The sequence below is a fragment of the Holophagales bacterium genome, assembly GCA_016719485.1.
GTDB lineage: Bacteria > Acidobacteriota > Thermoanaerobaculia > UBA5066 > UBA5066 > UBA5066.
On the sequence record JADJZB010000020.1, the window covers coordinates 338,867 to 362,853 of the forward strand.

The following is a 23,987-nucleotide window of genomic DNA, read 5'->3' on the forward strand; positions in this document are numbered from 1 at the left end:
CAGCGATGCGCGTGAAGGTCCTCCTCCTCCCGGCGCTCCTGCTCTTCGGCGTCGGTGGTCCGGCCCGCGCGCAGGAACCGAAGCCCGTCCGGGTCCGCGCCTCGCAGGTTGCCGATTCCGAGGGGCTCGTCCTCCGATTCGCCTGGCGATACGCGCCCGGGGACGCTGCGGGGCGGGAGGCCCCGGGCCACGACGACTCCACCTGGCAGGTCGTCCTCCCGACGCTCTCGGACGGGGCGCCGCCGGGCTGGCCCGGCATCGGTTGGTTTCGGCGCCACCTGCTGGTCGAGCCCGCGCTCCAGGGCTCGGCCCTCGCCCTCCGGCTCGAGACGCCCGGGGCCGCGGAGGTCTTCCTCGACGGGCGGCTCGTCCTGAGCGCCGGGCGCGGCCAGTCCCCTCCCGAGCTCCCTTCGCCGCGCCGCGAGTCGAGCCTCGTGACGCTTCCCGGTCGGCACCACGTGCTCGCGGTCCGCTACGTCTTTCCGGTCGGTGTACCCGCATCGGGGGACGGGATCGGCTTCCAGCTCTCGCTCGCCGTGCCCGGCCGGGATCCTGCCGCAGGGGTGGAACCCGGCTGGTTGAACGGCCTCAGGGGAGCGATCGTGGCGCTCCCCGCGTTCCTCGCGTTCCTCCATCTCGCCCTCTACGCGTTCGATCGCCGTGCGCGAGAGAACCTCTTCTACGCGATCGAGATGGCCGCCTTCGCGCTCGTCGTGCTGCGCGAGTACCGAGAGAAGCTCCTCGCGACCATGGCGCAGCGCGAGACGCTCGATGCCCTCATCCAGGGGATCCCCGTCCTCGCCATCCTCTTCGGCCTGCTCACCTACTACGCGGTCCGGACGATGCCGTACCCGCGCACGTGGCGACTCTTCGCGGGGTCCGGCCTGTTCCTTCTCGTCGCCTCGTATGTCCTGCCGCCCATCGCGGGATACGCCTGGATCCCCTTCTTCGCCGCCGTCGTGGTGGAGGTCCTGCGGATCGAAGGGAGCGGGCGGACGATCGACCGCCGGGGAGCCGGCATCTTCCTGGCGAGCTTCGCCGTTCTCCTGCTCACGATCGTCCTGCAGGTCCTGATCGTCGTCGGCGTCCTGGAGTCGGTCGCCGGCACCCGTGCCGTCTACGCTTTCGGCATCGTGGCGTCCGCGGTCGGGATGTCGCTCTACCTCGCACGCTCGTTCGGCGAGGCGCGCGTCGTCGCGGCGGAGAGCGAGCGGAAGGGCCGCGAGCTCGAACGCGCGCGGGAGCTGCAGCTCTCGATGCTCCCCCGGGTCCTCCCGAGGGTCGCCGGCCTCGACGTCGCCGCGGCGACGCACACGGCAGCCGAGGTGGGTGGCGACTTCTACGACCTGCGCTCCGAGGGCGACGGGTCGATCCTCGTGGCGTTCGGCGACGCGACAGGGCACGGCCTCGCTCCGGGGATCCTCGTCACCGTGGCGAAAGCGCTCTTCACCGCGATGCCGGCCGGCAGAACGCTCCCCGAGCTGCTCGCGGAGTGCGGCCGCGTCCTCTCCGCGATGAGCCTCCAGCGGCTGAAGATGTGCCTCGCCCTCGCGCGCGTCTCGCCGTGCGACGTCGCATTCGCTTCGGCGGCGATGCCCCCGCTTCTCGTTCACCGCGCGGGGACGGGTGCGGTCGAGGAGCTCGGCGCCGGCGGGCTCCCGTTGGGGGGCCGGCTGGCCGGGCGCTACGAGGAAAGGCGGACGTCGCTCGGGCCCGGCGACACGCTCCTCTTCGCGAGCGACGGCCTCGCCGAGCTGCGGTCCGCGGACGGCGGAGAGCTGGGCTACGACGGGGCTGCGAGGGCCTTCTCTGAGGCGGCTTCCGGCGCGAACGCGCACGACGTCGTCGACGCCCTCGGAGCGGCGCTTGCGCGTGCCCGGGCCCTGCGGCCGCTCGAAGACGACGTCACGTTCGTCGTCGTGCGGGTCACGCACGGGTCCGCCCATCCGACGCACCCTGCGCGCTGAGCGTACGCTTCCCGGCGTCCGGGCCTCAGCCCGGCCGCAGAAGAGGTGAGTAAGAGATGACGGAGAACTCCGGCAACGGTTCCCGGAAGCCGGCGACCCGGAAGAACACGCCGGTGGCACGCGCGTGGCGCGAGGCCTGGAGCAACCCGGGCTTTCGGCTCCGCCTCGCGCTCACGCTGCCGGCTCTCGTCGGCGTTCTCGCTCTCCTCACCCGGTTCCTCGAGGTCGTCGAGGCGCGGCCGGGCGTGACGCTCCCGGATCCCGTTCTGGCCGTGCTCGCGCCACGAGACCTGACGTGGCTGACCTTCGGCCTGATCTACGCCGGTCTCGTCATCGGCGTCGTTCGGCTCTCCACTCAGCCCCGCGGGCTCGTGCTGGCGCTCCAGGCCTACGCCGTCATGGTGCTGCTGCGCATCGCCGCCATGTATGTCACCCCGCTGGATCCGCCGCCCGGGATGATCCCGCTGAACGACCCCCTGGTGCGCCTCTTCGGGCCGGGGAAGCTCCTGACGAAGGACCTGTTCTTCTCGGGCCACACCTCCACCCTCTTCCTGCTGGGGCTCGCGGTATCGGGCTGGCGCTCCAGGGCCTTCTTCCTGTCCTCTGCGGCGGCCGTGGCCGCGTGCGTCCTCTGGCAGCACGTCCACTACACGATCGACGTTCTCGCAGCCCCGTTCTTCGCATACGCCAGCTGGCGGGTCGCGGTGCTTCTCGACAGGAACGCCGGCAGCGACGGGGCCTGAAGAGTCGGGAGGGTCTACGGGGCGGCAGGGAGCGCCGCGACGCTCACGCCGCCCCTCTCCGCGCGGACCACCCGCGACCAGAGCGAGAGGTTCGGGTCGAAGAGGAACCGAAGGAGCAGCAGCGTCCAGGAGCGGTGCCAGAAGAGGGTGTCGTACGCCTCCGGCGCCGCCTTCCGGACGGCGGGGAGACGGCTCCACGGCACCGACGGGAAGTCGTGGTGCTCGTTGTGGTACCCGACGTTCAGCGCGGGAATGTTCAGGATGCCGTAGTAGCTCGTCGTCTCCTGGTCCCCGTTGACGAGGTAGTGCTCCTGAATCCACCGGGCGCCGAGGGGATGGAGCCCTACGGAGAAGAAGAACGCCGCGCCCAGGAAGAGGAGCGCCTTCGGCCCGAGGAGCATCAGCACGAGGACGTCGAAGGCGACCTGCGCGGCGATGTTGACGAAGACCCAGCCGTCGAAGAGGCGGATCTCTTTCAGCCGCGGCGGCCGCGACACCTGGAAGATCGGGAAGAGGAACAGCCAGATCGCCTTCCCCACGAACGACCGGCCGACGAGGCGCGCCTCCCAGAGGTTCGGGAGGTCCGCGTCGAGCTCGTAGACGCCCTGGAAGGCGTGGTGCTTCAGGTGGTACTTCTGGAACGAGAGCGCGCTCGGGAGGAGGTGAGGGAGGTTCGCCACGATGGCGATCACCCGGTTCCAGGTGCTGCTCCGGAAGACGAGGTTGTGCGCGCACTCGTGAATGAGGACCCACAGCGTATGGCTCACGAAGGCGCCGCCGGCGAACGCGGCGACGAGCACGACCCATATGGCCGCGTCCCTGAGGAGCCACGCGGCGCCGACCTGGACGCCGACGAGGAGGAGCACGAGGAGCGCGCTCCACGGGTTCCGACCGACCAGCTCGCGAATGGCGGGGTGCCGCTTGAGGATCTCCCTGGCCCGTCCGGCGTGGGGCTCGCGGGCTGTCGAATACGAGAAGTCGTCCCTGCGGGGACCGGCGGAACCAGAGACCGATGTGTCGGCGACGCTCGTCATGGCAAGCCCTCTCCGCGCATTGTCGTCCGAAGAGGGTGCGAAGACGGGGTCAGGTCTACCTTCTACACTCTACGGGCCACCGTAGAGTGTAGAAGGTAGACCTGACCCCCCCTCTAAGCGAGTCCTGCGGCGGGGGCGAGGTCGGCGATCTTCACGGGCTTTCCCGTCTCCGAGCTCGTGCGGGCCGCGATCCCGGTGAGGCACGACATGGCGCCGGCGCGCGAGTCGGGGACGTGGAGGTGGTCCGGGACGGGGGCGGTCCCGAAGACCGCGTCGAGGAGGCGCGGGTCTCCCCCCGAGTGGCCGCCGGGGAGCTTCTGGAGCGTGATCCGCTCCACGTCCTTCGCGAAGTTCCGCGCGACGAGGATCTCGGTCTCGTACGGCACCTCCCACGGCTGCCGCTCGTAGTCGCGAACCTCGATGCGGCCCTTTTCGCAGTTGAAGGCGACGCGGAACCCCTCGAACGGCATGAAGGCGTTCAGGGAGTAGGACATCGTCGTGCCGTTCGAGTACGAGATGACGGCCTGCATCGTGTCCCAGGTGTCGCAGTCCTCGCGGAAGACGCAGCCGTCGCGGAGGTAGCCGTCGGCGCCGGCCGGGCCGGCGTAGAGGGCCATCAGGCGCGGGTTCGCCGTCATGTCGAAGAAGAACTCGCACGACGCCTTGTGCGGGCAGGTCCGGCAGTGGGTGTGCCGCTGCGCGCCGTTCTTCCCGTATCGGCGGAGGTTGGAGAAGGCCGAGACCTCGACCGGATCGGCCCCGAGCCACCAGTTCACGAGGTCGAAGTGGTGCGACGCCTTGTGGAGCCAGAGGCTGCCGCCCTGAGACTTCAGCCGGTGCCAGCGGCGGAAGTAGTCGGCCCCGTGGAAGACGTCGAGGTACCAGGAGAAGTCGATCGACGTGACCTTCCCGAGGCCCGAGGTGCGCAGCAGCGACCAGATCTTCTCGAGCTTGGGCGAGTAGCGGTAGTTGAAGGCCATGGCGACCTTCCGCCGGTTCGTCCGCTCGGCGTCGAGGATCGCCTTGCACTGCGAGAGGCCCGTGACCATCGGCTTCTCGGTGACGACGTCGACGCCGCGGTCGAGGGCCCTCGCGATGACCGCCGAGTGGGTCGCGTCGACCGTGCAGACGGCGATCCGGTCGACCTTGACGGCGTCGAGCATCCGGTCGAGGTCGGCGTAGACGGGCGCCTTCGTCCCCATCAGGGTGTTCGCGGCCTCGGCGCGCTGCGGGTTGACGTCGCAGAGGGCGACGAGGTCGAGCGTGTCGCCGTGGCGCTTCAGGGCCTCGGCACCCCACATGCCGCTGCCGCGGTGCCCCGTGCCGACGATTGCGTAGCGGGTTCGGCGCGCCGGTTCGGCGGCAGCGCGGGCGGGGATCGCGGCCGCAGCGGCCGCGGCGCCGGCGGCGTAGAGGAACTCGCGGCGGGAAGGGGAGCCGGCCGGGGTGGGGGTTTCGTCCGTCATCGTGGAGCCTCCATGGCGTGCTTCGCCTTCCAGGCGGGGTAGTCCTTCGCGAGGAGGGCGGCCGGTGCGTCGACGTACCAGGCGTAGCCGGTCCGCCGTTCGTGCTCGATCTCGGCGAGGCTCCACCGGACGACGCCGTCCCGTCCGCAGAAGAGCGGCCTGTTCGTCCCGATCTCGTAGAAGCGGGCCCAGACGGGAGGAGCGGCAGGATCCGGCGTTGCGACGACGTCGACGCCGCCTGGGTGCGACGTCGCGCCCCGGCGCTCGACGCGAAGGCCATCGATGCGCACGGAGCGAAGCCAGGCGACGGCGGCGTCGACGGCGGCGACGACGTCCCGGGACGGGGCGGGAAGGCTCATCAGGAACCGGACGATCCCGACGCTCTCGGCCGACGCGAGGGCGACGGGCTCGAACGTGCGCGCCGGACGCGGGGCGAGGGTCTCTGCGTCGTGCTGGGCGCCCCAGGCCGTGCGATTCCCACGCGTGACGATCTGCGAGGCGAGGATCGCGGAGGTGCCCTTCTCGACTGCACGGGCGGCCCGTGCGCGGCGGTCGCCATCGACGAACGCGAACGGCTCACGGCCCTGGGCGACGTCGAGGAGGAGGGCGAGGACCCCGGCCATTGCGCCGTCGTTGAACGTGAGATGCCGTGAGTAGTCGCTGCGCAGAGGGAAGAACTGAGGCCACCCGCCGTTCGGATACTGCGCGGCGAGGAGGAAGTCGATCCCGTCGAACGCCCCCTTCCGGAAGCGCTCGTCCCGCGCGGCGGCGAAGAGACGGGCGAGGAAACGGACCTGGGTGTACGTCGCCCCGTTGTCGATCGTCGTGTCCGCGCCCGCCCGGTGACGCAGGAGCGCCTCCCGTTCGCGAGGCGAGAGAGCCCGGGTCATCTCGACGTTCTTCGGCCAGCCGCCGTTCGAGCGCTGGAAGAGGAGAAGGCTCTCTCCGATCCGCGCCGCCTCGGCCGTCGAGAACCAGGCCGTGGGCCGCTCGAGGAGCGGAAGGAGCGAGCGGACACCGGAGATGCCCCTGTCCTTTCCCTCCGCGGCCCCGTCGGGAATCGAGTCGCCGGCCTCCTGCGACGGCCTGCCGGCAACAGGGGTCGAATCCGCTCCCGCGGCAGGTGCGCCGGCCGGATGGAACGCGACGGCCAGGTCGGGGATCACCCGGCCGAGCTCCTCGGCGACGAGGCCGCCGAACACGGCGCTCCCCTGCGCGGAGAGGTGCGTCCGGTCGAGGGTGCCGTCCTCCTTCGGGACGCCGAGCGCGGCGACCTCCGCCGGGCTCATCGCGTCGACCGCCTCGATGGAGAGCCGGTGGAGGTCCAGGAGCGGGACACGCCCCTCGAGAGCGACGGCGCGGACGGCGTCGGCGTAGAAGCCGAGGTCCGACCGGACACAGCCCGCCTCGTCGACGTATCGCCGCGTGAGCGGCGTCAGGAGGACAGGGCGCGCTCCGGCGGCCCGAGCCTCGTCGACCATCCGGGTCAGGTTCTTGCGGTAGGTCGTGAACGCGTCCGTCTCCCTCTCGGGCCCCTTTCCGGGTGCATCGTTGTGGCCGAACTGGACCAGGACGACGTCGGGCCCTTCGGCGAGGACCTTCTCCCAGTGACCCTCCTCGACGAAGCTCTTCGTGCTCCGCCCGCCGCGGGCGTGATTCGCGCACGTGGCACCGGCGCCCAGCAGGGAGGCGAATCCGGTTCCCCAGCCCTGTCGCTCGGTAACGGTGGAGTCGCCCGCGAGGGCGATCCGGAACGGGCGAGCGCTGGTGGTGAAGACCCACGTCTCGCCGCGGACCCTTCCCTCGGGCCCGATCGCGTCGACGCGCCACGCGTAGCGCGTACCGGCGGCGAGCGGGCCGGCCTTCCAGCCCGTCGTCCCCGCGTCGAGCCGCACCGCTCGCGGCGGTTCGCTCCCCGGGCCGAAGAAGAGCTCGTATGCCGTCGCCCCGCGTGCCGCGACCCAACGGAGCATCGTGCCGAAGAGCGGGACATCCTTCGCTCCGTCGTGCGGCCGCGGGACTGCGGCGAACGGGAGGACCGCGGGCATCGTGCCCTCCGGGTCCCACTGCCCGCAGAAGGTCCACTCCGGCGTGAGCTCGGCCGGAGTCGGAGAGAAGTCGGCGTCCTGCAGGTTGTCGGCGAACCAGGGGCGATCGCCGTCGTCTCCGCGGCAGCCGTGGAAGAAGGCCCGTGGCTCCCACGCATACGACTCGGGCGCGGAGGGCTGGTAGACGGGCAGGTCGGCCATCGCTCCCGAGAAGGCGCAGTCGAGGAGGTAGAACTGCCCGTCGCGATTGTTGCGCCCGAGCGGAAACCCGGGATCGCCGTCGAAGCGCGAGGCGCGGACGACGAAGCGGTGGTCGCGGTCCTTGCTCCCGTCGTGCCAGATCGCGGCGGTCAGGTTGTGCGCGACGAATCGGCTGTTCGTGACGAAGCTCGATCCGCGCGGGCAGACGAAGTCGACCCAACCCTCGAAGGTGCAGTACGCGTGGTAGGTCATCCCCGTGAAGGCGTTCCAGAGGCTCACCGTGTCGCCGCCGTCCGCGAGGACGTTCGCGTGGAGCAGGACGATACGCGTCGCGTTCCCGCCCGACCGGATCGCGAACTGATGGTCGTGGTCGCCGTGACGTGACCCGAAGTCGTTTCGGATCGTCAGGTTCGCGAGGATCAGGTCGGTCACGTCGTCGCCGACGTTCACGACGGCGGCCCCCCAGTCGTCCGGGTGCGTCGCGCGCCACTCGCGGCGGAGCTGGGCGAACTCGATCCGCGTCGCCTCGCGGTCCTCCCCGACGATCGCGACCCGGCTCTTCCTCACGAAGAGCTTCTCGCGGTAGACGCCCTTCCTCACGAGGACGACGCGAGTACGGATGGCCGAGGCGGGAAGGGCGTCGAGAGCGCCCTGGACGGTCGTGAAGTCGCCGCTCCCGTCCTCTGCGACGACGAGGTCGACCCCGGCGGGACGGGTTCGCGCGGGCGCGTCGCTCGCGGTCCGGGCTGCGATTGCGACGGGCGAGGTCGCGACGAAGAGGCCGATCGCCCCGGCCAGGACGACCCCGAGCGCCGCCGAGGGAGGTCCGGTCTGAAGCCGCGCGCGCATTCTCACTCCACCCGGAACCAGTCGACGTCGGTGAAGTCCGTCGGGGCGGGGTGTTCCAGCGGTGACGTGAAGAGGGCGAGCCGCGCCCCCACCCACGCCGCCTCGCGCGCGACGACCTCCCCGCCGATCGGCGTGAAGAGCGTCCCGTCCTCGCTCGTGGCGAAGCGCAGGCGGGCGCCGGTCTCGACCGTGACGCGAAGGTGCAGGCGGCCGGAACGGACGGAGCGGCGCGCGACGACGCGCTCTGATCCGCCTTCGAGAACGTCGACGCCCGAGGAGAAGACGGCCTCCCACCCGTCCGCCGTCCGGGCGACGGCGACGAACGCCGTGTCGCGCCCGAGGACGGCCAGGCCGCTCGCGGCCCCTGGCGTCTCGCCGCGGAGCTCGACGAGGGTTGTGGCGACGAGCCGCTCGGCGGAGAGGCGCGTGCGGAGGACGTTCGGCTGGTGGGCGAGCGCGGCCGGAGCGTTCGCCACGCGGGAGGCCGGGAAGAGCCGGAGCGCACCCGAACGCGCCGCCAGCGAGGACCAGCCGGGCGAGGGGTTGGCGTTCCACGCCCACATGGGGGAGAGCGCGGGGCCGTCGAACTCGTCCGAGACCTGAGGACTTGCGGGAGTCGCCGGGATCGCAGCATGCCCGCGACGTCCGGCGTCCGGCCGGGGGTGGACGAGAACGGGCTGGCCCTTCCCGTCGCCGTCGGGGTCCTCGCCGATCACCGGCCAGCCGTCCCGCCAGGCCACCGGCTGGAGGTGGGTGATGCGCCCGTACGGCCCGCGGTCCTGGAAGTGGACGAACCACCACTCGCCCGAGGGGGTGTCGACGAGACCCCCCTGGTGCGGACCGTTGACGGGCGTTCCGCCCTGGTCGAGGACGATCCGCTCCTCGAAGGGCCCGAGGACGCTCTTCGACCGCAGTACCGTCTGCCAGCCGCTCTTCACGCCGCCGGCCGGGGCGAAGAGGTAGACCCACTCGCCGCGCCGGTAGAGCTTCGGCCCCTCGATCGTCGGGTGGCGGGTGCCGCCGTCGAAGACCTTCACCCCGTCGTCGACGACGGAGAGCCCGTCGGTCGAGAGCCGGTTGACGGTCAGGATTCCGTTGAATCCCGCGCGGCTCTTTGCCCAGGCGTGGACGAGCCAGAGGGAACCGTCGGTGTCGCGGAACGGGCACGGGTCGATCCAACCGCGCGCGTCCTTCACGAGGCGGAGCGGCTCCCACGGGCCGCGGGGGTCGCGGGCCCGGGTGGTGAAGATCCCGAGGTCGGGGTCTCCGTACCAGACCTGGAACCAGCCGTCGTCGTACCTGATCGACGGGGCCCAGACGCCCCCGCCGTGCCGCGGGACGTCGTATCGGGGAGAGGGGAGCCGCGGCGCCGCGTGCCCCGCGACCGTCCAGCGGACGAGGTCCTTCGAGTGGAGGATCGGCAGCCCCGGCACCTCGTGGAAGCTCGACGCGACGAGCCAGTAGTCGTCGCCGACGCGGAGGACGTCGGGATCGGACCAGTCGGCGAACAGGATCGGGTTCCGGAACGTGCGGTCGACGCGCCCGTCCGCGGAGGCCGGTTTCGCGGCCGGCGGCGGAGCCGAGGACGACTCCTTCGGCGGGTCGGCGAGGAGCGCCAGGGCCGCGCCGAGGAGGAAGCCCGCCGCGACCCAGAGAAGCAGCCGCCCGCGGTGGCTCTCCCCGGTCGGGAAGGACGCCGGCGTGGCTCCGGAGCGCATGGCGAGAGTCTACCAGTGGTAAGACCATTGTGCCAGCGAGAATCGTGGGCTAGGATCGGCCGGCATGGCCGAGCACGCCCGTCGATCTCCAGCAACATGCGGTTTCGTGAGCCTTCGGGTGCTCGACGACGTGCGCAGGCCGGGTCCCGAGGGTCCGGCCAGGGCCTCGGGCGAGTCGCGAACGCGATCAACCGAATCGAGATGTGGATTGACCATTCCGGAAACGGGAGGCCCCCAATGCCCGGTCGTGATTTCCTCGTTCCCGCCCTCGTCCTCGTCCTCGTTCTCGTCCTCGGCGCCGCGTGCGGCGCGCCTCTCGCCGCCCAGGCCCCGGGCTCTGCCGATCCGGTCGTGACGACCGGGCGGAGCGAGGCAACGTTCCAGCAGCCGTCCCTCGCACCGGGCGTGGACTACACGCTGCCGAAAGAAGAGGAGATCAAGGCGGTCCTCGACCGGGTCCGCGGCCACTTCGAGAGGGCGACGCCGTACGCGATCCTCGATTCGGAGACGGGCGAGAAGGTCACCGACCTCGGCAAGCCGCGCAAGAGCGTCGGGATCGACAACCGGCACGGCGAGTACAACGACTGGACCTACTCGATGGGGGTCGTCCTCGCCGGGATGATCCAGGTGACGGAAGTGACGGGCGACGAGCGCTTCGCCGCCTACACGCTGAGGAACTTCGACTTCATCTTCGACCACCTCCCGTACTTCCGGGCGCAGGCGAAGGAGTTCGGGCCGCAGAAGGACGGCTACCGCCGCCTCCTCGACATGCACGAGCTGGACGACTGCGGCGCGATCGGCGCGGCGCTGGTGCGGGCCTACGGGCGGAAGAAGGACCCGCGCTACCGGGAGGGAATCGACCTCGTCGCCGCGCACATCGCGAAGAAGCAGCCGCGCCTCCCCGACGGGACGCTCTGCCGTCCGCGGCCGCAGCCCGTCTCGCTCTGGATCGACGACGCCTACATGAGCATCCCGTTCCTCGCGCAGATGGGGGCGTTCACGGGCGAGAAGGCGTTCTTCGACGACGCCGCGCGGCAGGTCATCGGGATGTCGGCGCGCCTCTTCCACACCGACGCCGGGCTCTACGACCACTCCTGGTACGAGAACGCGCTGCCGACCGACCCGACGTTCTACTGGGGGCGCGGCGCCGGCTGGATGCTCATGTCGATGGCCGAGCTCCTCTCCGTGATGCCCCAGGACCACCCCGACCGGCCGAAGGTCCTCGACCAGTACCGGCGGGCGGTCCAGGGGGTCGGCGCGGTGCAGGGGGGGACGGGGCTCTGGCACCAGCTCCTCGACCGGGAGGACAGCTACCTCGAGACGTCGGCCTCTGCGATGTTCACGTTCGCCATCGCCCGGGGCGTGAACCGCGGCTGGCTCTCGACGGCCTGGGCGCCGGTCGCCCAGACCGGCTGGCAGGCCGTCGCGCGGCGGGTGCGCTCCGACGGGCAGATCGAGGGGATCTGCGTCGGCACGACGGCGGCGTACGACGCGGTCTACTACTACAACCGCCCGACGGAGCTGGGCGCGATGCAGGGCTACGGGGCGACGCTGATGGCCGGCGCCGAGGTGATGACGATGCTGCGCTCCTTCGACGTCGAGAAGAAGCTGAACACGTTCCACTGGCGGGTGCGCAAGAAAGCCCGCGCGGAGGGGTTCGGGGAACCCGGCGTCCGGGTTCCCCGAGAACAAGGACAGCAAAGCCCCCGTGTCCCCGGTTCACCGCAATCGCGGGGCGAGCGCAGCACGGTGGGAAACTAGGAAGACCGCCGTGAAGCTCGAGCACGTCGCCCTCCTCGTCGCCGACCCGCCCGCCATGGCACGCTGGTACGAGGATCATCTCGGGATGAAGGTCGTGAGGAAGAGCGACGAGGCCCCTGGCTTCGCGCGCTTCCTGGCCGATGCGGGCGGGGAGTCGATCCTCGAGACGTACGCGTCGGACGTCCATCCCGTTCCCGACTATCGAGGCGTCGACCCCGCGCTCCTGCACGTCGCTTTCGCGACGACCCAGATCGCGGCGACACGCGGCCGGCTGATCGCCGCGGGGGCGACACCGGTGGGAGAGATCACGGAGAATGCTGCCGGGGACCGGTTCGCGATGCTGCGCGACCCCTGGGGGCTCGCGCTCCAGCTGGCGCAACGCGTGCGGCCGCTCGCCGGCTGACGCACAGGAGGAATGGTCGTGACGAACGGAACTTCGGGGATCGCGGAGACGGCAGACATCGGCCTCGTCGGCCTGGCGGTCATGGGCGAGAACCTCGTCCTCAACATGGAGAGCCGCGGGTTCACCGTCGCGGTCTTCAACCGGAGCGTCGAGAAAGTCGACGCCTTCGTCTCGGGGCGGGCGAAGGGAAAGAAGATCGTCGGGACGAGGTCCATCGCCGAGCTCGTCTCCTCGCTGAAGCGGCCGCGGCGCGTCATGCTCATGGTGAAGGCCGGAAAGCCGGTCGACGACCTCATCGAGCAGCTTCTGCCTCTCCTTTCGCCGGGCGACATCGTCATCGACGGCGGCAACTCGCACTTCCCCGACTCGATCCGGCGGACGAAGGACCTGGAGGCGAAGGGCTTTCTCTTCGTCGGGACCGGCGTCTCGGGCGGAGAGGAAGGGGCCCTGCTTGGGCCGTCGATCATGCCCGGCGGCTCCCCGGCCGCCTGGCCGCACGTGGCGCCGATCTTCCAGGCCATCGCCGCGAAGGTCGAGGACGGGACGCCCTGCTGCGACTGGGTCGGCAGCGACGGCGCCGGCCACTTCGTGAAGATGGTCCACAACGGGATCGAGTACGGCGACATGCAGCTCATCTGCGAGGCCTACCAGGTCATGTCGCAGCTCCTCGGGATGGGCGCGCCCGAGATGCACGAGGTCTTCGCCCGGTGGAACGAGGGCGACCTCGACAGCTACCTGATCGAGATCACGCGCGACATCCTCGCCTTCCGCGACGCGGACGGGAGCCCGCTCGTCGACTCGATCCTCGACACGGCGGGGCAGAAGGGGACGGGCAAGTGGACGAGCGTCACCGCGCTCGACCTCGGCGTCCCGCTCACGCTCATCAGCGAGGCGGTCTACGGCCGCTGCCTCTCGGCCATGAAGGACGAGCGGGTCGCGGCGTCGAAGGTCCTGACCGGTCCCGGGCCGTCCTTCACCGGCGACCGGGCGGCGCTGCTCGCCGACCTCGAGAAGGCGCTCTACGCCAGCAAGCTCGTCTCCTACGCGCAGGGCTTCGCGCTGATGCAGGCCGCCGCAGTCGAGTACGGCTGGAGCCTGAAGTACGGCAGCATCGCGTTGATGTGGCGCGGCGGCTGCATCATCCGTTCCGCCTTCCTCGGAAAGATCAAGTCGGCGTTCGACGCGTCGCCGGACCTCCCGAACCTGCTCGTCGACCCGTACTTCCGCGGAAAGGTCGAGGAGGCGCAGGCCGCCTGGCGCCGGGTCGTCTCGGCTGCCGTCCTCGGGGGCGTGTGGGTGCCCGCCTTCTCGACCGCGCTGAACTACTTCGACGGCTACCGCTGCGCGCGCCTCCCGGCGAACCTCCTCCAGGCCCAGCGCGACTACTTCGGGGCCCACCAGTACGAGCGCGTCGACCGGCCCCGCGGCGAGTTCTTTCACACGAACTGGACGGGGCGCGGCGGATCGACGGCGTCGTCGACGTACGGCGCCTGAGGCGTCCCCGGGGGAAGGCGCCTACTTCAGCTCCGCGAGCCATCCCGAGGCGAACGCGCGCGCGGCGTCGCAGGCCTCGCGCCCGGCGCGGTAGCACGTCTTCCACGCCCTCGGCTTCTTCTCGTAGTCGGCCCTCTCGAAACGGCGCGCTCGCGACACCGGCTTCGTCTGCGCGGCGAAGTCGACGCCGGAGGTCTCGTCGAGGAACAGCTTCAGCGCCTTCCTGAGCGAGACCCGCGGATCGGGCGAGAGGGCGGCGGGGTCGGGCGGCCGGCTCCTCGCCCTCTCGTACCTCGCCTTCTCCTCGGCGGCCTGCTGCGCGGCAGCCGGGCCGACGGTCGCGAGCTGTGCCTTCAGCTCCGCGCGCACCTGGACCATCGCGGCCTCCGCCTGTTTCCGGGCGTCGCCCTGGAAGTCCTTTACGGCCGCCTCCATCTCGGTCAGCCCCTTCTGCATCTCGGTGCGCATCGACTTCTCGATCTCCGCAGCCGAGCGGGGCGGGCGCAGGTCGTCCGGAAGCGACGACTCGACCTCCCTCCCGTATCGCGCCGCGAACTCGGAGGTGCCGACGAAGGCCTTCGCCGCCGCGCCGAGCGCGTTGACGACCGCGGCGCGCTGCCCGGCAGGCACGCTCTTCAGCTTCGCCGAGAGGTTCGGCACGTAGAGGGCCCCGTCCTTCAGGGAGTTCACGAGCGCGTCGGCCCACGCCTGCCGGTCCAGTCCGTACTGCTGGAACACATCGACCGCCGCCGCCGCTCCGGAAGCCAGCATCACCACGAGGAATGCCTTCGACGCCCACCTACGAGCTGCCATCTCGTCCCTCCACGGAGCCGTGTCCGTGTCGACCCCAGAGTGCCGGGCTCCAGCCAATCTACCGCAGATCCGGGCGGCAGGCCGAGCGCTCTCCGATCGCGCCGGGCGCGAACCCCGTCAGAGCGCGGACCTGAGCCGGGCCGCCAGCGCCGCGGTGTCGGCCTCGGAAAGCAGGACCCTCGGCTCGGGCATCATCCGGAAGGTCGAGCCGTAGTCCGGTCCGTCGACGTACTTGGGCACCAGGTGCACGTGCAGGTGGCCCAGCTTGTCGGAGAAGGCGCCGTAGTTGACCTTGGCGGGCCCGAAGGCCGACTTCATCGCCCGGGCGGCGTCCGCCACATCCTTGCAGAAGGCGTCGCGCTCGGCGTCGGCCAGCTCGAAGAGCTCGCTGACGTGGTGCCGGTAGGCGACCAGGCACCGTCCGGAGTAAGTCTGCTCCCTGAAGACGAACAGGCTGCTGACCGACAGGTCGCAGACTTCGACCATCAGGTCGGCCTGGCGCTGATCCGGTTCGCAGTAGAAGCACTCGGGGTGGCTCATGATCTCTTCGGCATCGGGCGCGACGGGGTCACGCCCCCAGCGCCGCTTTCTCTGGCAGCGGCTCGAAGCGCGGCGACAGCAGGTGGTGGATGACGAACGCCACGAGGTAGGCCGAGGCGCAGATCGCGAAGAGGATCGTGTATCCCTGCGTGGCGGGCAGCCGGTCGAGGAGCCAGCCCGAGAACCAGGGGAAGAGGATGCCGCCGATGGAGCCGGCCATGCCGCCGATGCCGATGATCGTCGCGATGTCCTTCTTGGCGAAGATGTCGGAGACGGTCGTGAAGAGGTTCGCCGACCAGGCCTGGTGCGCCGCGCCGGCGAGGCCGATCAGGAGGACGGCCGGCCAGTCGCCGACGCGCGTCGCGAAGAGGATCGGCAGGACGCAGAGCGCGTAGAGGAACATCCCGGCCTTGCGGGCCTTCGTCACGCTCCAGCCGCCCTGCGTCAGCTTCCCGGTCAGCCAGCCGCCCGCGATGGAGAGGACGGTGACGATGGCGTAGATCGTCACGAGGTGGACCCAGCTCTGCTTGATGACGAGGCCGCGGGTCTTCTTGAAGTAGTCGGGGAGCCAGATGAGGAAGAACCACCAGACCGGGTCGGTCATGAACTTCGCGATGATGAACGCCCAGGTCTGCCGGAGGCGGAGCGCGCCGCCCCACCCCATCGGCGTGCCGCCGGGCCGGGCCTCGTCGCGGTCGCCCTGGATGAAGGCCAGCTCCTCGGGGGACAGCCCCTTGCGCTTCTCGGGCTCCTCGTAGAACGGGAACCAGAGGAGGAGCCACAGGAAGCCGATGAGACCCGCGAAGATGAAGGCCCACCGCCAGCCGAGGTTGATGGCGATGATCGGGATGAGGGCGGGCGCGATGATCGCCCCGACGTTCGTTCCGGAGTTGAAGAGGGCCGTCGCGAAGGCCCGCTCCTTCCTCGGGAACCAGAGCGCGACGGCCTTGATGGCAGAGGGGAAGTTGCCGCCCTCGGCACCGCCGAGCGCCATCCGTGCGACGAAGAAGCCGGCGACCGAGCCGACCGCCGCGTGGCCGATCGCCGCGAGGCTCCAGAGGACGATGGAGACGGCGTAGCCGATCTTCGTCCCGTAGCGGTCGACGAACCACCCGAAGAGGAGGAGGCCGACGGCGTAGGCCCCCTGGAAGGCCGAGTTGACCATCCCGAACTGCTCGTTCGTCCACCCCAGCTCGATGTCGAGGAACTCCTTGACGAGCGCCAGGATCTGCCGGTCGATGTAGTTGATCGTCGTGGCCAGGAAGAGGAGGCCGCAGATGATCCAGCGGACGCGGCCCATGGGCTCGTTGGCAGCGGGCGCGGGCGCGGTTTCTGTGACGGACATCGGGCGTCTCCCTTCGATAGGTCCTGTCCGGGTCACGCCACGAGGTCGCGCTCGAAGGCGTCGTGGTCGGGAAGGGCGGCGAGCCGCTCGCGCGCCGCGGCGACGCGGGAAGCGGGAGCGAGCCCCGTCGTCTCGGCGAGGAACAGGATGTACCCGGCGACGCCCCTGGCGTAGAGGAGGCGCGCCTCGTCGCTGACGCCGTAGAAGCGGGCCCGCTGCGCGTAACCGGCCGCCCCGTGGTCGCCGAGGCGCGACGTCGAGCCGCCTGCCGCGAGGACGTAGAGAAAGTTGTACTCGAAGAAGAACATGTGGTCGGGCGACGGCACGAAACCGGAGAGAGCGGCCCGCAGCGCCTCCGGCGAGGCGAAGGCGCCGTCGCCTCCGCGTCCCTCGTGGGCGAGCGCGTGAAGGACGAACTCGCGCGCGTAGCGCTGCCGCACGGGGTCGGCGGAGAAGGCGCCCTCCACCGCGAGACTCCGGGTGAAGCCGTACCAGTCGTTCCAGAGAGCCGCGTCGCGCGGGTCGGTGGAGCGGGAGAGGGCGACGCCCATCTCGTAGGTGTAGCGGCCCGAGGTCTTGATCTCGAGCCCCTGCCGCGTGACGTCGCCCGCGACGCCGTAGTTTCCGGCGGACTTCCCGCTCCCCGAGTGGAAGCCGATCGAGACGCCGAACGCGCGGGCCACGGCGGTGAGGCTCTCCACCGTCCGGCGCAGCTCGGCGTCGTCGGGATAGGGGAAGTTCTTCTGGAAGCCGATGGCGGGGGCGACGTAGTGGATCTCGACACCGAGGGCCTCGGCGAGGGCGAGGCAGACGGCCAGGGTCTCGGGAGAGGTGCGTCCGGGGAGCTCGTCGATCGAGAGCTCGCGGAAGTAGCGTCTCCCGATCTCCGTCGTGAAGAGCTCGCGACGGACGCGGGCGTAGGCCTCGTCGCGGCGCACGAGCTTGCGCATCGCGGGCAGGAGCGTCGCGAAAAGCCGTCTCGCGGCGGCCTCGTCGAGCGAGAGGCCGAGCGGGGCGACGCGCGCGAGGACGCGCCCGAAGAGGCCCGCCGCGTCGAGCGCGGCGAAGGCGCGGGCGACGTCCTCGGGAGTCTCGAGGGGCGCCGTCGCCGACAGCTCCGGGGAGAGGTCGAACGTGATGTAGCTCGCGAAGGCGCAGCCCTGCGCCAGCTCTTCCTCGATCGCGTCGAAACGCCCGCCGATCGGCTGGTGGTCCGCGTTGAAGCCCCAGGGGATCCGCCGGCGGTGGAACCCGTACTTCAGGTAGGTCACGACGGCGGCGTGCGTCATCCCCTCGACCGACTGCCCCTGGTGCCCCTCGGGGACCGTCCCGCCGATGAACGGGAACGGGACCTCGACGAGCCGGTCCTCGAGCATCGCGTCGACGTCGTAGACGAGCTCGCGCGGGATCGAGTTCTGGTTCGCGGTGAGCGAGAGGCCGAGCTCCTTCATCGCCCAGGCGACCGCCGGCCAGTGGAGCGTCGTGAAGCGGGCGCCGATGCCGAGGCTCGAGCGGGAGAGGGTGCCCCGCGCCACGGGGAAGACGGTGCTGCCGGGGTCGTCCGCCAGGAGGAGGTTCTTGAGGGGCGCGAGCCCCTCCCAGAGGAGCGGGACGAGCTGGAGCCCGTCGCCGAGCGGGACGGCGGCCGGGAGCGGAATCGGACCGGCACCCTCCACGAGGAGGCCCGCGTCGCCCGTCCCGCGCTCCTCGACGACGAGGAGGCGCCACGGCCCGACGAGGAGCTCGGAGGCCGGGAAGAGGTCGACGAGCCCGGCGCTCCGCCGCACAGGACGGTCTCCCGCCGCGGCGTCGCGAAGGAAGGTGCCGAGCTGGGGGAGATCCGTCCGGACGGCCTGCTCGAGGGACTGGGGGTCGAGGCAGAGGTCGGGCGAGATGGCCGGGTTGCTTCGGATCCGAAGGCCCAGGCCGAGGAGGAAGCGGTTGATGGCCCGTGTGTCTCTCATGTTCACCTCGCCGGCGCGTCCGCGCGGCCGGTCAGATGCTCGTGGCGTGGAAGCCCCCGTCGACGACGATCTCGGCGCCCGTGATGAAGGAACCGGCCCGCTCGGAGGCGAGGAGGAGCGTGGCGCCGACGAGCTCGCGCGCCTCGCCGAAGCGCCCGGCGGGCGTGTGCCCGAGGATCGACGCGACGCGGTCGGGGGTCAGGACCTTCCGGTTCTGCTCGGCCGGGAAGAAGCCCGGGACGAGGACGTTCACCCTCACGCCGAGCGGCGCCCACTCGCGGGCCAGGTTCTTCGAGATGCTGTGGACGGCCGCCTTCGACGCGGAGTAGGTGAAGACGCGGGAGAGCGGCGTCAGGGCCGACATCGACCCGACGTTGATGACGCTGGCACCCGTCCCGTCGGCGCGGGCCCTCTCGACGAAGTAGCGGCCGAAGACCTGGCAGGCGAGAAAGACGGCCTTCACGTTGACGGCGAGGATCCGGTCGATCTGCTCCTCCGGGATCTCGAAGAACGGCGTCGCCGAGTTGATTCCGGCGCCGTTCACGAGGATGTCGGCGCGGCCCGAGCGGGCGAGGACCTCCGCGAGGAGCGCTTCGAGCGCCGGCTTCGACGTCGCGTCGCAGGAGGCGAACGTTCCGCGCCCCCCGGCCGCCTCGATCCTCCCGAGGCGCGCGCCGGCTTTCGACGCGTCGCGGCCGACGAGGACGACCTCGGCGCCGGCAGCGGCCAGCCCCTCGGCCATGGCGCCGCAGAGCTCGCCCGTGCCACCGACGACGACCGCCACCTTCCCGCCGAGATCGAACAGGTCGTTCATCGTTCTCCTTCCGGCCCCTCGCCCGGATCCCTGAACCCCGTGGGAGGAGGAGCGGCGAGATCATAACTGGTAAATCCACTTGGCGCACCCTGGATGTATGTGAGCTTACCGAAAATTTCGCGCGGGGAGGTGCCGGCGCGTGTCGTGGCCCCCGGGGCGCCGCTCCCGCGCGACGGGGATGGACGTGGGTCTCACGCGGCCCGAAGCGCCTCCACCCGCGGAGAATTCGAAGACGGATCTCGTTTCGTGGCAGAGGCGCCGGACTCTCCGCCTGGACGTTCATGGAGCCCCACTTCCTGACCATGTGACGCCGTCTCTTGACAAATGGTCATTCCACTAGCATCTTGGGCGGGCCGGCCGGACCATTCCGGGGTCCCGGGAGGCCGGCGGGCGGGACGGGAGCGCGCGACATGCGGATCGGACACGGACACGTGGATCGGCCCCTCTCGACGGAGGAGGTCGGGGCCATCGTCGGGCAGGCGGTCGCGGCTCTCGACCGGCGCTGGCGGCGCATCCTCGTCCTCGTTCCGGACGGCACGAGGACGATGCCGCTGCCGCTCCTCGTCGACCTCCTGGAAGAGATGCTCGGTCCCGCGACCGATGCCCTCGACTACCTCGTCGCCCTCGGGACCCACCGGCCGATGACCGACGAGCAGCTCGGGCGCCTGCTCGGCCGGCGGGTACGCAACGGCAGGGCCGGACGGAGCCGCGTTTTCAACCACGCGTCCGACGCCGGCTCGCTGACGCGCGTCGGGACGATCTCCGCCGCGGAGGTGGGGGAGATCACCCGGGGGGCTCCTGCACGAGGAGGTCCCCGTCCGCGTGAACCGCCTGGTGTTCGACTACGACGCCGTCCTCGTGTGCGGCCCGGTGTTCCCGCACGAGGTCGTCGGGTTCTCCGGGGGGAACAAGTACTTCTTTCCCGGCATCGCGGGGCCGGAGGTGATCAACCTGACGCACTGGCTCGGGGCTCTCCTCTCGAGCTACGAGGTCATCGGGTCGGGCTACACGCCGGTGCGCGCCCTCATCGACCGCGCGGCGGCGCTCATCGACCGGCCCAAGGCCTGCTTCTCGGCCGTCGTCACGCACGAGGGTCTGGCCGGGCTCTTCTTCGGCGATCCGCACGAGGCGTGGCTCGCGGCGTCCGAGCTTTCCTCCCGCGTCCACATCACGTGGGTCGGCGCGCCCTACCGACAAGTCGTCTCGGTGATGCCTCCGATGTACGAGGACCTCTGGACGGCAGCGAAGGGGATGTACAAGGTCGAGCCGGCCGTGGCCGACGGCGGGGAGGTCGTCCTCTACGCGCCGCACCTCTCCGAGGTGAGCTACACGCACGGGCCCGCGATCGAGGAGGTCGGCTACCATTGCCGCGACTACTTCCTCGCGCAGTGGGAACGGTTCCGCCACCACCCGTGGGGCGTCCTCGCGCACGCGACGCACCTCAAGGGGCTCGGGCGCTACGACGCGTCGACGGGCGTCGAGACGCCGCGGGTCACGGTCACCCTCGCGACGGCGATCCCCGAGGGGAAATGCCGGAAGCTGAACCTCGGATACCTCGATCCGGCTTCGGTCGACCTCGAGGCGTTGAAGGGCCGGGAGGGCGAGGGGATTCTCGTCGTTCCGCGGGCGGGAGAACGGCTCTACAAGGTCCGGCGGGACGCCGGGGCCTGACGAAAGGACGGAGGCATGACGCATCCCTCGGTGACGGCTTCCAGGGGACAGCGATGAAGAGCCCGCTCGAGATCCGACCCGGCGGCGCGTTCGACTTCGTCTCACTGGGGGCGCTCGTCCACCGCCTCGACCCCGGCCTCATCCCCTTCCGCAAGGCGACCGAGTGCCGCATCCACGTCAGCGGTGGCGAGTTCAACTGCGCCGCGAACCTCGCGGACTGCTTCCGGATGAAGACCGCCGTCGTCTCGGCGATGGTCGACTCCCCGATCGGCGGCCTCATCGAGGAGCGCGTGAGGGCGATGGGCGTCAAGGGGATCTGGCGCCGCTTCGAGCACGACGGCGTCACCGGCCCGAACATGGCGGCCGTCTACAGCGACCGGGGCTTCGGGGTCCGTCCGCCCGTCGTCTTCTACAACCGGGCCAACGAGGCCGCCGCGCTCCTCGCCCCGGGCGACGTCGACTGGGACGGCCTCTTCGCCTCGGGCGTCAGGTGGCTGCACAGCGGCGGCATCTTCGCCGCGCTCTCCGAGACGACGGCCGAGCTGATCGTGGAGGGGATGAGGAAGGCCCGCGCGGCGGGGGCCGTCACCTCGTTCGACCTCAACTACCGGGCCAAGCTCTGGAAGATCTCCGGTGGCGAGGGGCGGGCCGTCGAGGTGATCCGGCGGATCGTCGAGAACGTCGACGTGCTCGTCGGGAACGAGGAAGACCTGCAGAAAGGGCTCGGCATCGCGGGACCGGAAGTCGCCGCGACGTCGAAGCTCGACCCGGCCGCGTTCTTCGGCATGATCGACACCGTCGTCTCCCGGCACCCGGGCGTGAAGATCGTCGCGACGACCTTGCGCGAGGTCCTCTCGACGAACCGGCACCGCTGGAGCGCCGTGGCCTGGGTGGACGGCACGACGATCGCGGCCCCGACGGCCGATCTCGACGTCCTCGATCGCGTCGGCGGGGGGGACGGCTTCGCGTCGGGCTTCTTCTACGGCCTGCTCTCTGGCGAGACGCCGGAAGAGTCGCTGAAGCTCGGCTGGGCGCACGGCGCGCTTCTGACGACGTTCCCCGGCGACACGACGATGGCGACGCTCGAGGACGTTCGCGCCTTCGCGAAGGGGGGCTCGGCCCGGATCCAGCGCTGAGGTGGCACCGGAGCAGGCGGGCTCGGTCGGCCGTCCCGTCAGATGCCGGTTTTCAGCACCGCCCGGAGCACCTCGCCCACGCTCCAGGCCTGCGCGACGCAGCCGCCCGGGCGGTGCGGCGGGTCGCCGTCGAAGACCTCCGGGAGCTGACCGAGGCCGGGCCCGAAGAGGTGCTCGACGAGCGGTGCGAGCCACGCGGAGGCCGCCCGGCGGCTGTCGGGGGTGTTCCCGCGGACGGCGAGGTGGGCGTCGACGAGCGGACCGAGGAGCCAGGGCCATGCGGTGCCCTGGTGGTAGGCGGCGTCCCGTTCGACGGGCCCGCCCTCGAAGCGGCCGCGGTAGTCGGGGTGCGCGGGGTCGAGGGTCCGGACGCCGTACGGGGTGAGGAGGCGCTCTTCCACGACGCGCAGAACACTCGCGGCGCGGGCGCCGGTGAGGAGCGGCCGGTGGAGCGACAGCGCGAAGAGCTGGTTGGGACGGAGCGTGAGGTCGCGCGACCCGTCGGGCGCGACGACGTCGGCGAGGTAGCCCGCCCGCTCGTCCCAGAAGAGGGCGCCGAAGCTCTCGCGCGCCTGGTCGGCGAGCGCGAGGAGGCGCGCCGCGGTGAAGGCGTCGCCGAGGTTCGCGGCGTAGAGGGCGACGGTGCGCAGGGCGTTGTGCCAGAGCGCCTGGACCTCCACCGGCTTGCCGGTGCGCGGGGTGACGACGCGTCCGTCGACCTTGGCGTCCATCCAGGTCAGCTGCTGGCCGGGCTCGCCGGAGGTCAGGAGGGCGTCGACGTCGGCGCGGATGCCGAAGCGGGTTCCCCGCAGGTGCCGCTCGACGATCTCGACGAGGAGCGGGTAGACCTGACGGAGGAACGACTCGTCGCGGGCCGCCTCGTGATAGGCGCGCACCGCCTCGACGAACCAGAGAGTCCCGTCGACGTTGTTGTACTCGGGCTCGGTTCCCTCGTCGGGAAAGCGGTTGGGAACCATGCCACGGTCGACGTACCGCGCGAAGGTCTCGAGGACCGACCGGGCGACGTCGAACCGGCGCGTGGCGAGGAGGAGACCCGGCAGGGCGATCATCGCGTCGCGCCCCCAGTCCGTGAACCAGGGATAGCCGGCGATGATGGTCCAGCCCTCGCCGCGCTTCACGACGAACCGGTCGGCGGCCGAGCGCAGGAGTCGGAGGAGGCGGCGGTCGGAGCCGGCGCCTTCGACGCGCCGGCGGCGCTTCTCCTCGGCGGCCCGCAGCGCCGGAACGTCTCCGGCCGTGCGGTCGCCGAGGGTGGCGACGAGCGCCGCCTCCCCGCGGGCCGAGAGGTCCCACGTGCAGGAGAGGGGCGAGAAGAGGTCCTCGGTGAACTCGAAGCCGCGGTCGCGGTCGAGGTCGTACTCCAGCCCGCGGTACCAGAAGAACGTCTCGGAGACGCTCCCGGCGTCGTGCGCGAGGCGCAGGTCGGGGAGGTCGGCGCACGGGTGGAGGCGGATGGAGTCCTCCTCCCTCACGACCGCGGGGTCGCAGGGCGTCTCCGGCCCGCGCAGGTCGTGGTGGCCGCGGTAGACCAGAAGCGGCCGGACCTCGAGGCGGACCGGTTCCGCGGACTCGGATGTGAGCTCCCAGCAGACGACGGCGGTTTCCTCCCCGTGGACGAGGAAGAACGTCCGCTTCAGCTTTACGCCTCCGGCCTCGTACTCCCACGTCGGGAGCGGATCGATGCGGAAGGTGCGCAGGTGGAGGTCGCCGCGAGGGTGGAGCCGGCCGGCGTAGCGGTTGACCGAAAGGTCGTACCGCTCTTCGCCGACGACGAGCGTCTCCTCGAGCTTGCCGAGGAGAACGGCGCGCCCGGTCGGGGGCGAGGTGGCCGCGACGAGGAGGCCGTGGTACCGGCGTGCATTGCGGCCCGAGACGGTCGACAGCGCGAAGCCGCCGAGACCGTTGGTCTCGAGCCACTCGGCGTCCGGGAGGAGCGGGAGTCCGTTCATCGTCTGCGGTAACCGACGAGACGTTACACCGGGAGGGCGCCCGAGTGCAC

Annotated in this window: 16 protein-coding genes and 1 pseudogene; 7 read left to right on the plus strand and 10 right to left on the minus strand. The window is 71.0% G+C overall.

The genetic code is table 11. The features are described from left to right. Nucleotides 1–5 precede the first annotated feature (5 nt). On the plus strand, nt 6–1,967 hold the full coding sequence (locus tag IPN03_11705) for a SpoIIE family protein phosphatase (protein MBK9374366.1): 1,962 nt from the start codon (nt 6–8) through the stop codon (nt 1,965–1,967). A gap of 56 nt (nt 1,968–2,023) precedes the next feature. After that, on the plus strand, nt 2,024–2,710 hold the full coding sequence (locus IPN03_11710) for a hypothetical protein (GenBank protein MBK9374367.1): 687 nt from the start codon (nt 2,024–2,026) through the stop codon (nt 2,708–2,710). A gap of 14 nt (nt 2,711–2,724) precedes the next feature. Here IPN03_11710 and IPN03_11715 read toward each other — a convergent pair whose 3' ends face one another. The 4 genes from IPN03_11715 to IPN03_11730 all read right to left on the minus strand — a co-directional run bounded on the left by IPN03_11715 (nt 2,725) and on the right by IPN03_11730 (nt 10,026). Next, nucleotides 2,725–3,744 carry a fatty acid desaturase gene (locus tag IPN03_11715; GenBank protein MBK9374368.1) on the minus strand — a complete coding sequence of 340 codons (1,020 nt, stop codon included), beginning with the start codon at nt 3,742–3,744 and terminating at the stop codon, nt 2,725–2,727. Between the two features lie 113 nt (nt 3,745–3,857). Further along, nucleotides 3,858–5,210: a Gfo/Idh/MocA family oxidoreductase gene (locus IPN03_11720; protein ID MBK9374369.1), complete on the minus strand. Its 1,353-nt coding sequence runs from the start codon at nt 5,208–5,210 to the stop codon at nt 3,858–3,860. Then, nucleotides 5,207–8,308: a pectate lyase gene (gene pelA / locus IPN03_11725; protein ID MBK9374370.1), complete on the minus strand. Its 3,102-nt coding sequence runs from the start codon at nt 8,306–8,308 to the stop codon at nt 5,207–5,209. The genes IPN03_11720 and pelA overlap by 4 nt, the downstream gene beginning before the upstream one ends. Nucleotides 8,309–8,310: 2 nt before the next feature. After that, nucleotides 8,311–10,026 (minus strand): glycoside hydrolase 43 family protein, encoded by a 1,716-nt coding sequence (locus IPN03_11730; GenBank protein MBK9374371.1) that lies wholly within the window; start codon nt 10,024–10,026, stop codon nt 8,311–8,313. A 237-nt stretch (nt 10,027–10,263) separates the two neighbouring features. On the opposite strand from IPN03_11730, the gene IPN03_11735 reads away from it, so the two are divergent. From IPN03_11735 to gnd, 3 genes are read left to right on the plus strand one after another with little or no spacing between them, the layout of a single operon-like run. After that, nucleotides 10,264–11,787 (plus strand): glycoside hydrolase family 88 protein, encoded by a 1,524-nt coding sequence (locus IPN03_11735; GenBank protein ID MBK9374372.1) that lies wholly within the window; start codon nt 10,264–10,266, stop codon nt 11,785–11,787. Nucleotides 11,788–11,797: 10 nt separating this feature from the next. Further along, complete coding sequence (locus IPN03_11740) at nt 11,798–12,190, plus strand: VOC family protein (GenBank protein ID MBK9374373.1); 393 nt, start codon at nt 11,798–11,800, stop codon at nt 12,188–12,190. A gap of 12 nt (nt 12,191–12,202) precedes the next feature. After that, a complete protein-coding gene (gene gnd, locus IPN03_11745) occupies nt 12,203–13,684 on the plus strand; it encodes a decarboxylating NADP(+)-dependent phosphogluconate dehydrogenase (protein ID MBK9374374.1) in 1,482 nt (493 codons plus the stop codon). 21 nt (nt 13,685–13,705) lie between these two features. Here the strand turns inward: gnd and IPN03_11750 are convergent, their stop codons facing one another. From IPN03_11750 to IPN03_11770, 5 genes are all read right to left on the minus strand, one after another. Then, the gene (locus tag IPN03_11750; protein MBK9374375.1) at nt 13,706–14,497 is read right to left on the minus strand and encodes a hypothetical protein; all 792 of its coding nucleotides are present in this window, start codon (nt 14,495–14,497) and stop codon (nt 13,706–13,708) included. A gap of 117 nt (nt 14,498–14,614) precedes the next feature. Continuing rightward, complete coding sequence (locus IPN03_11755; protein ID MBK9374376.1) at nt 14,615–15,040, minus strand: HIT family protein; 426 nt, start codon at nt 15,038–15,040, stop codon at nt 14,615–14,617. 25 nt (nt 15,041–15,065) lie between these two features. Beyond that, complete coding sequence (locus IPN03_11760) at nt 15,066–16,382, minus strand: MFS transporter (protein MBK9374377.1); 1,317 nt, start codon at nt 16,380–16,382, stop codon at nt 15,066–15,068. Nucleotides 16,383–16,414: 32 nt separating this feature from the next. Then, nucleotides 16,415–18,346: a hypothetical protein gene (locus tag IPN03_11765; GenBank protein ID MBK9374378.1), complete on the minus strand. Its 1,932-nt coding sequence runs from the start codon at nt 18,344–18,346 to the stop codon at nt 16,415–16,417. A gap of 31 nt (nt 18,347–18,377) precedes the next feature. Continuing rightward, nucleotides 18,378–19,160 (minus strand): SDR family oxidoreductase, encoded by a 783-nt coding sequence (locus IPN03_11770; GenBank protein MBK9374379.1) that lies wholly within the window; start codon nt 19,158–19,160, stop codon nt 18,378–18,380. A 410-nt stretch (nt 19,161–19,570) separates the two neighbouring features. On the opposite strand from IPN03_11770, the pseudogene IPN03_11775 reads away from it, so the two are divergent. Both IPN03_11775 and IPN03_11780 read left to right on the plus strand, forming a co-directional pair. Next, nucleotides 19,571–20,831, plus strand: a pseudogene (locus IPN03_11775) (DUF2088 domain-containing protein). A gap of 53 nt (nt 20,832–20,884) precedes the next feature. Beyond that, entirely contained in the window at nt 20,885–21,967 is a 1,083-nt protein-coding gene (locus IPN03_11780) for a sugar kinase (GenBank protein ID MBK9374380.1), read from the plus strand. A 38-nt stretch (nt 21,968–22,005) separates the two neighbouring features. Here IPN03_11780 and IPN03_11785 read toward each other — a convergent pair whose 3' ends face one another. Then, the gene (locus IPN03_11785) at nt 22,006–23,937 is read right to left on the minus strand and encodes a glycogen debranching enzyme family protein (protein ID MBK9374381.1); all 1,932 of its coding nucleotides are present in this window, start codon (nt 23,935–23,937) and stop codon (nt 22,006–22,008) included. Nucleotides 23,938–23,987: the final 50 nt, after the last annotated feature.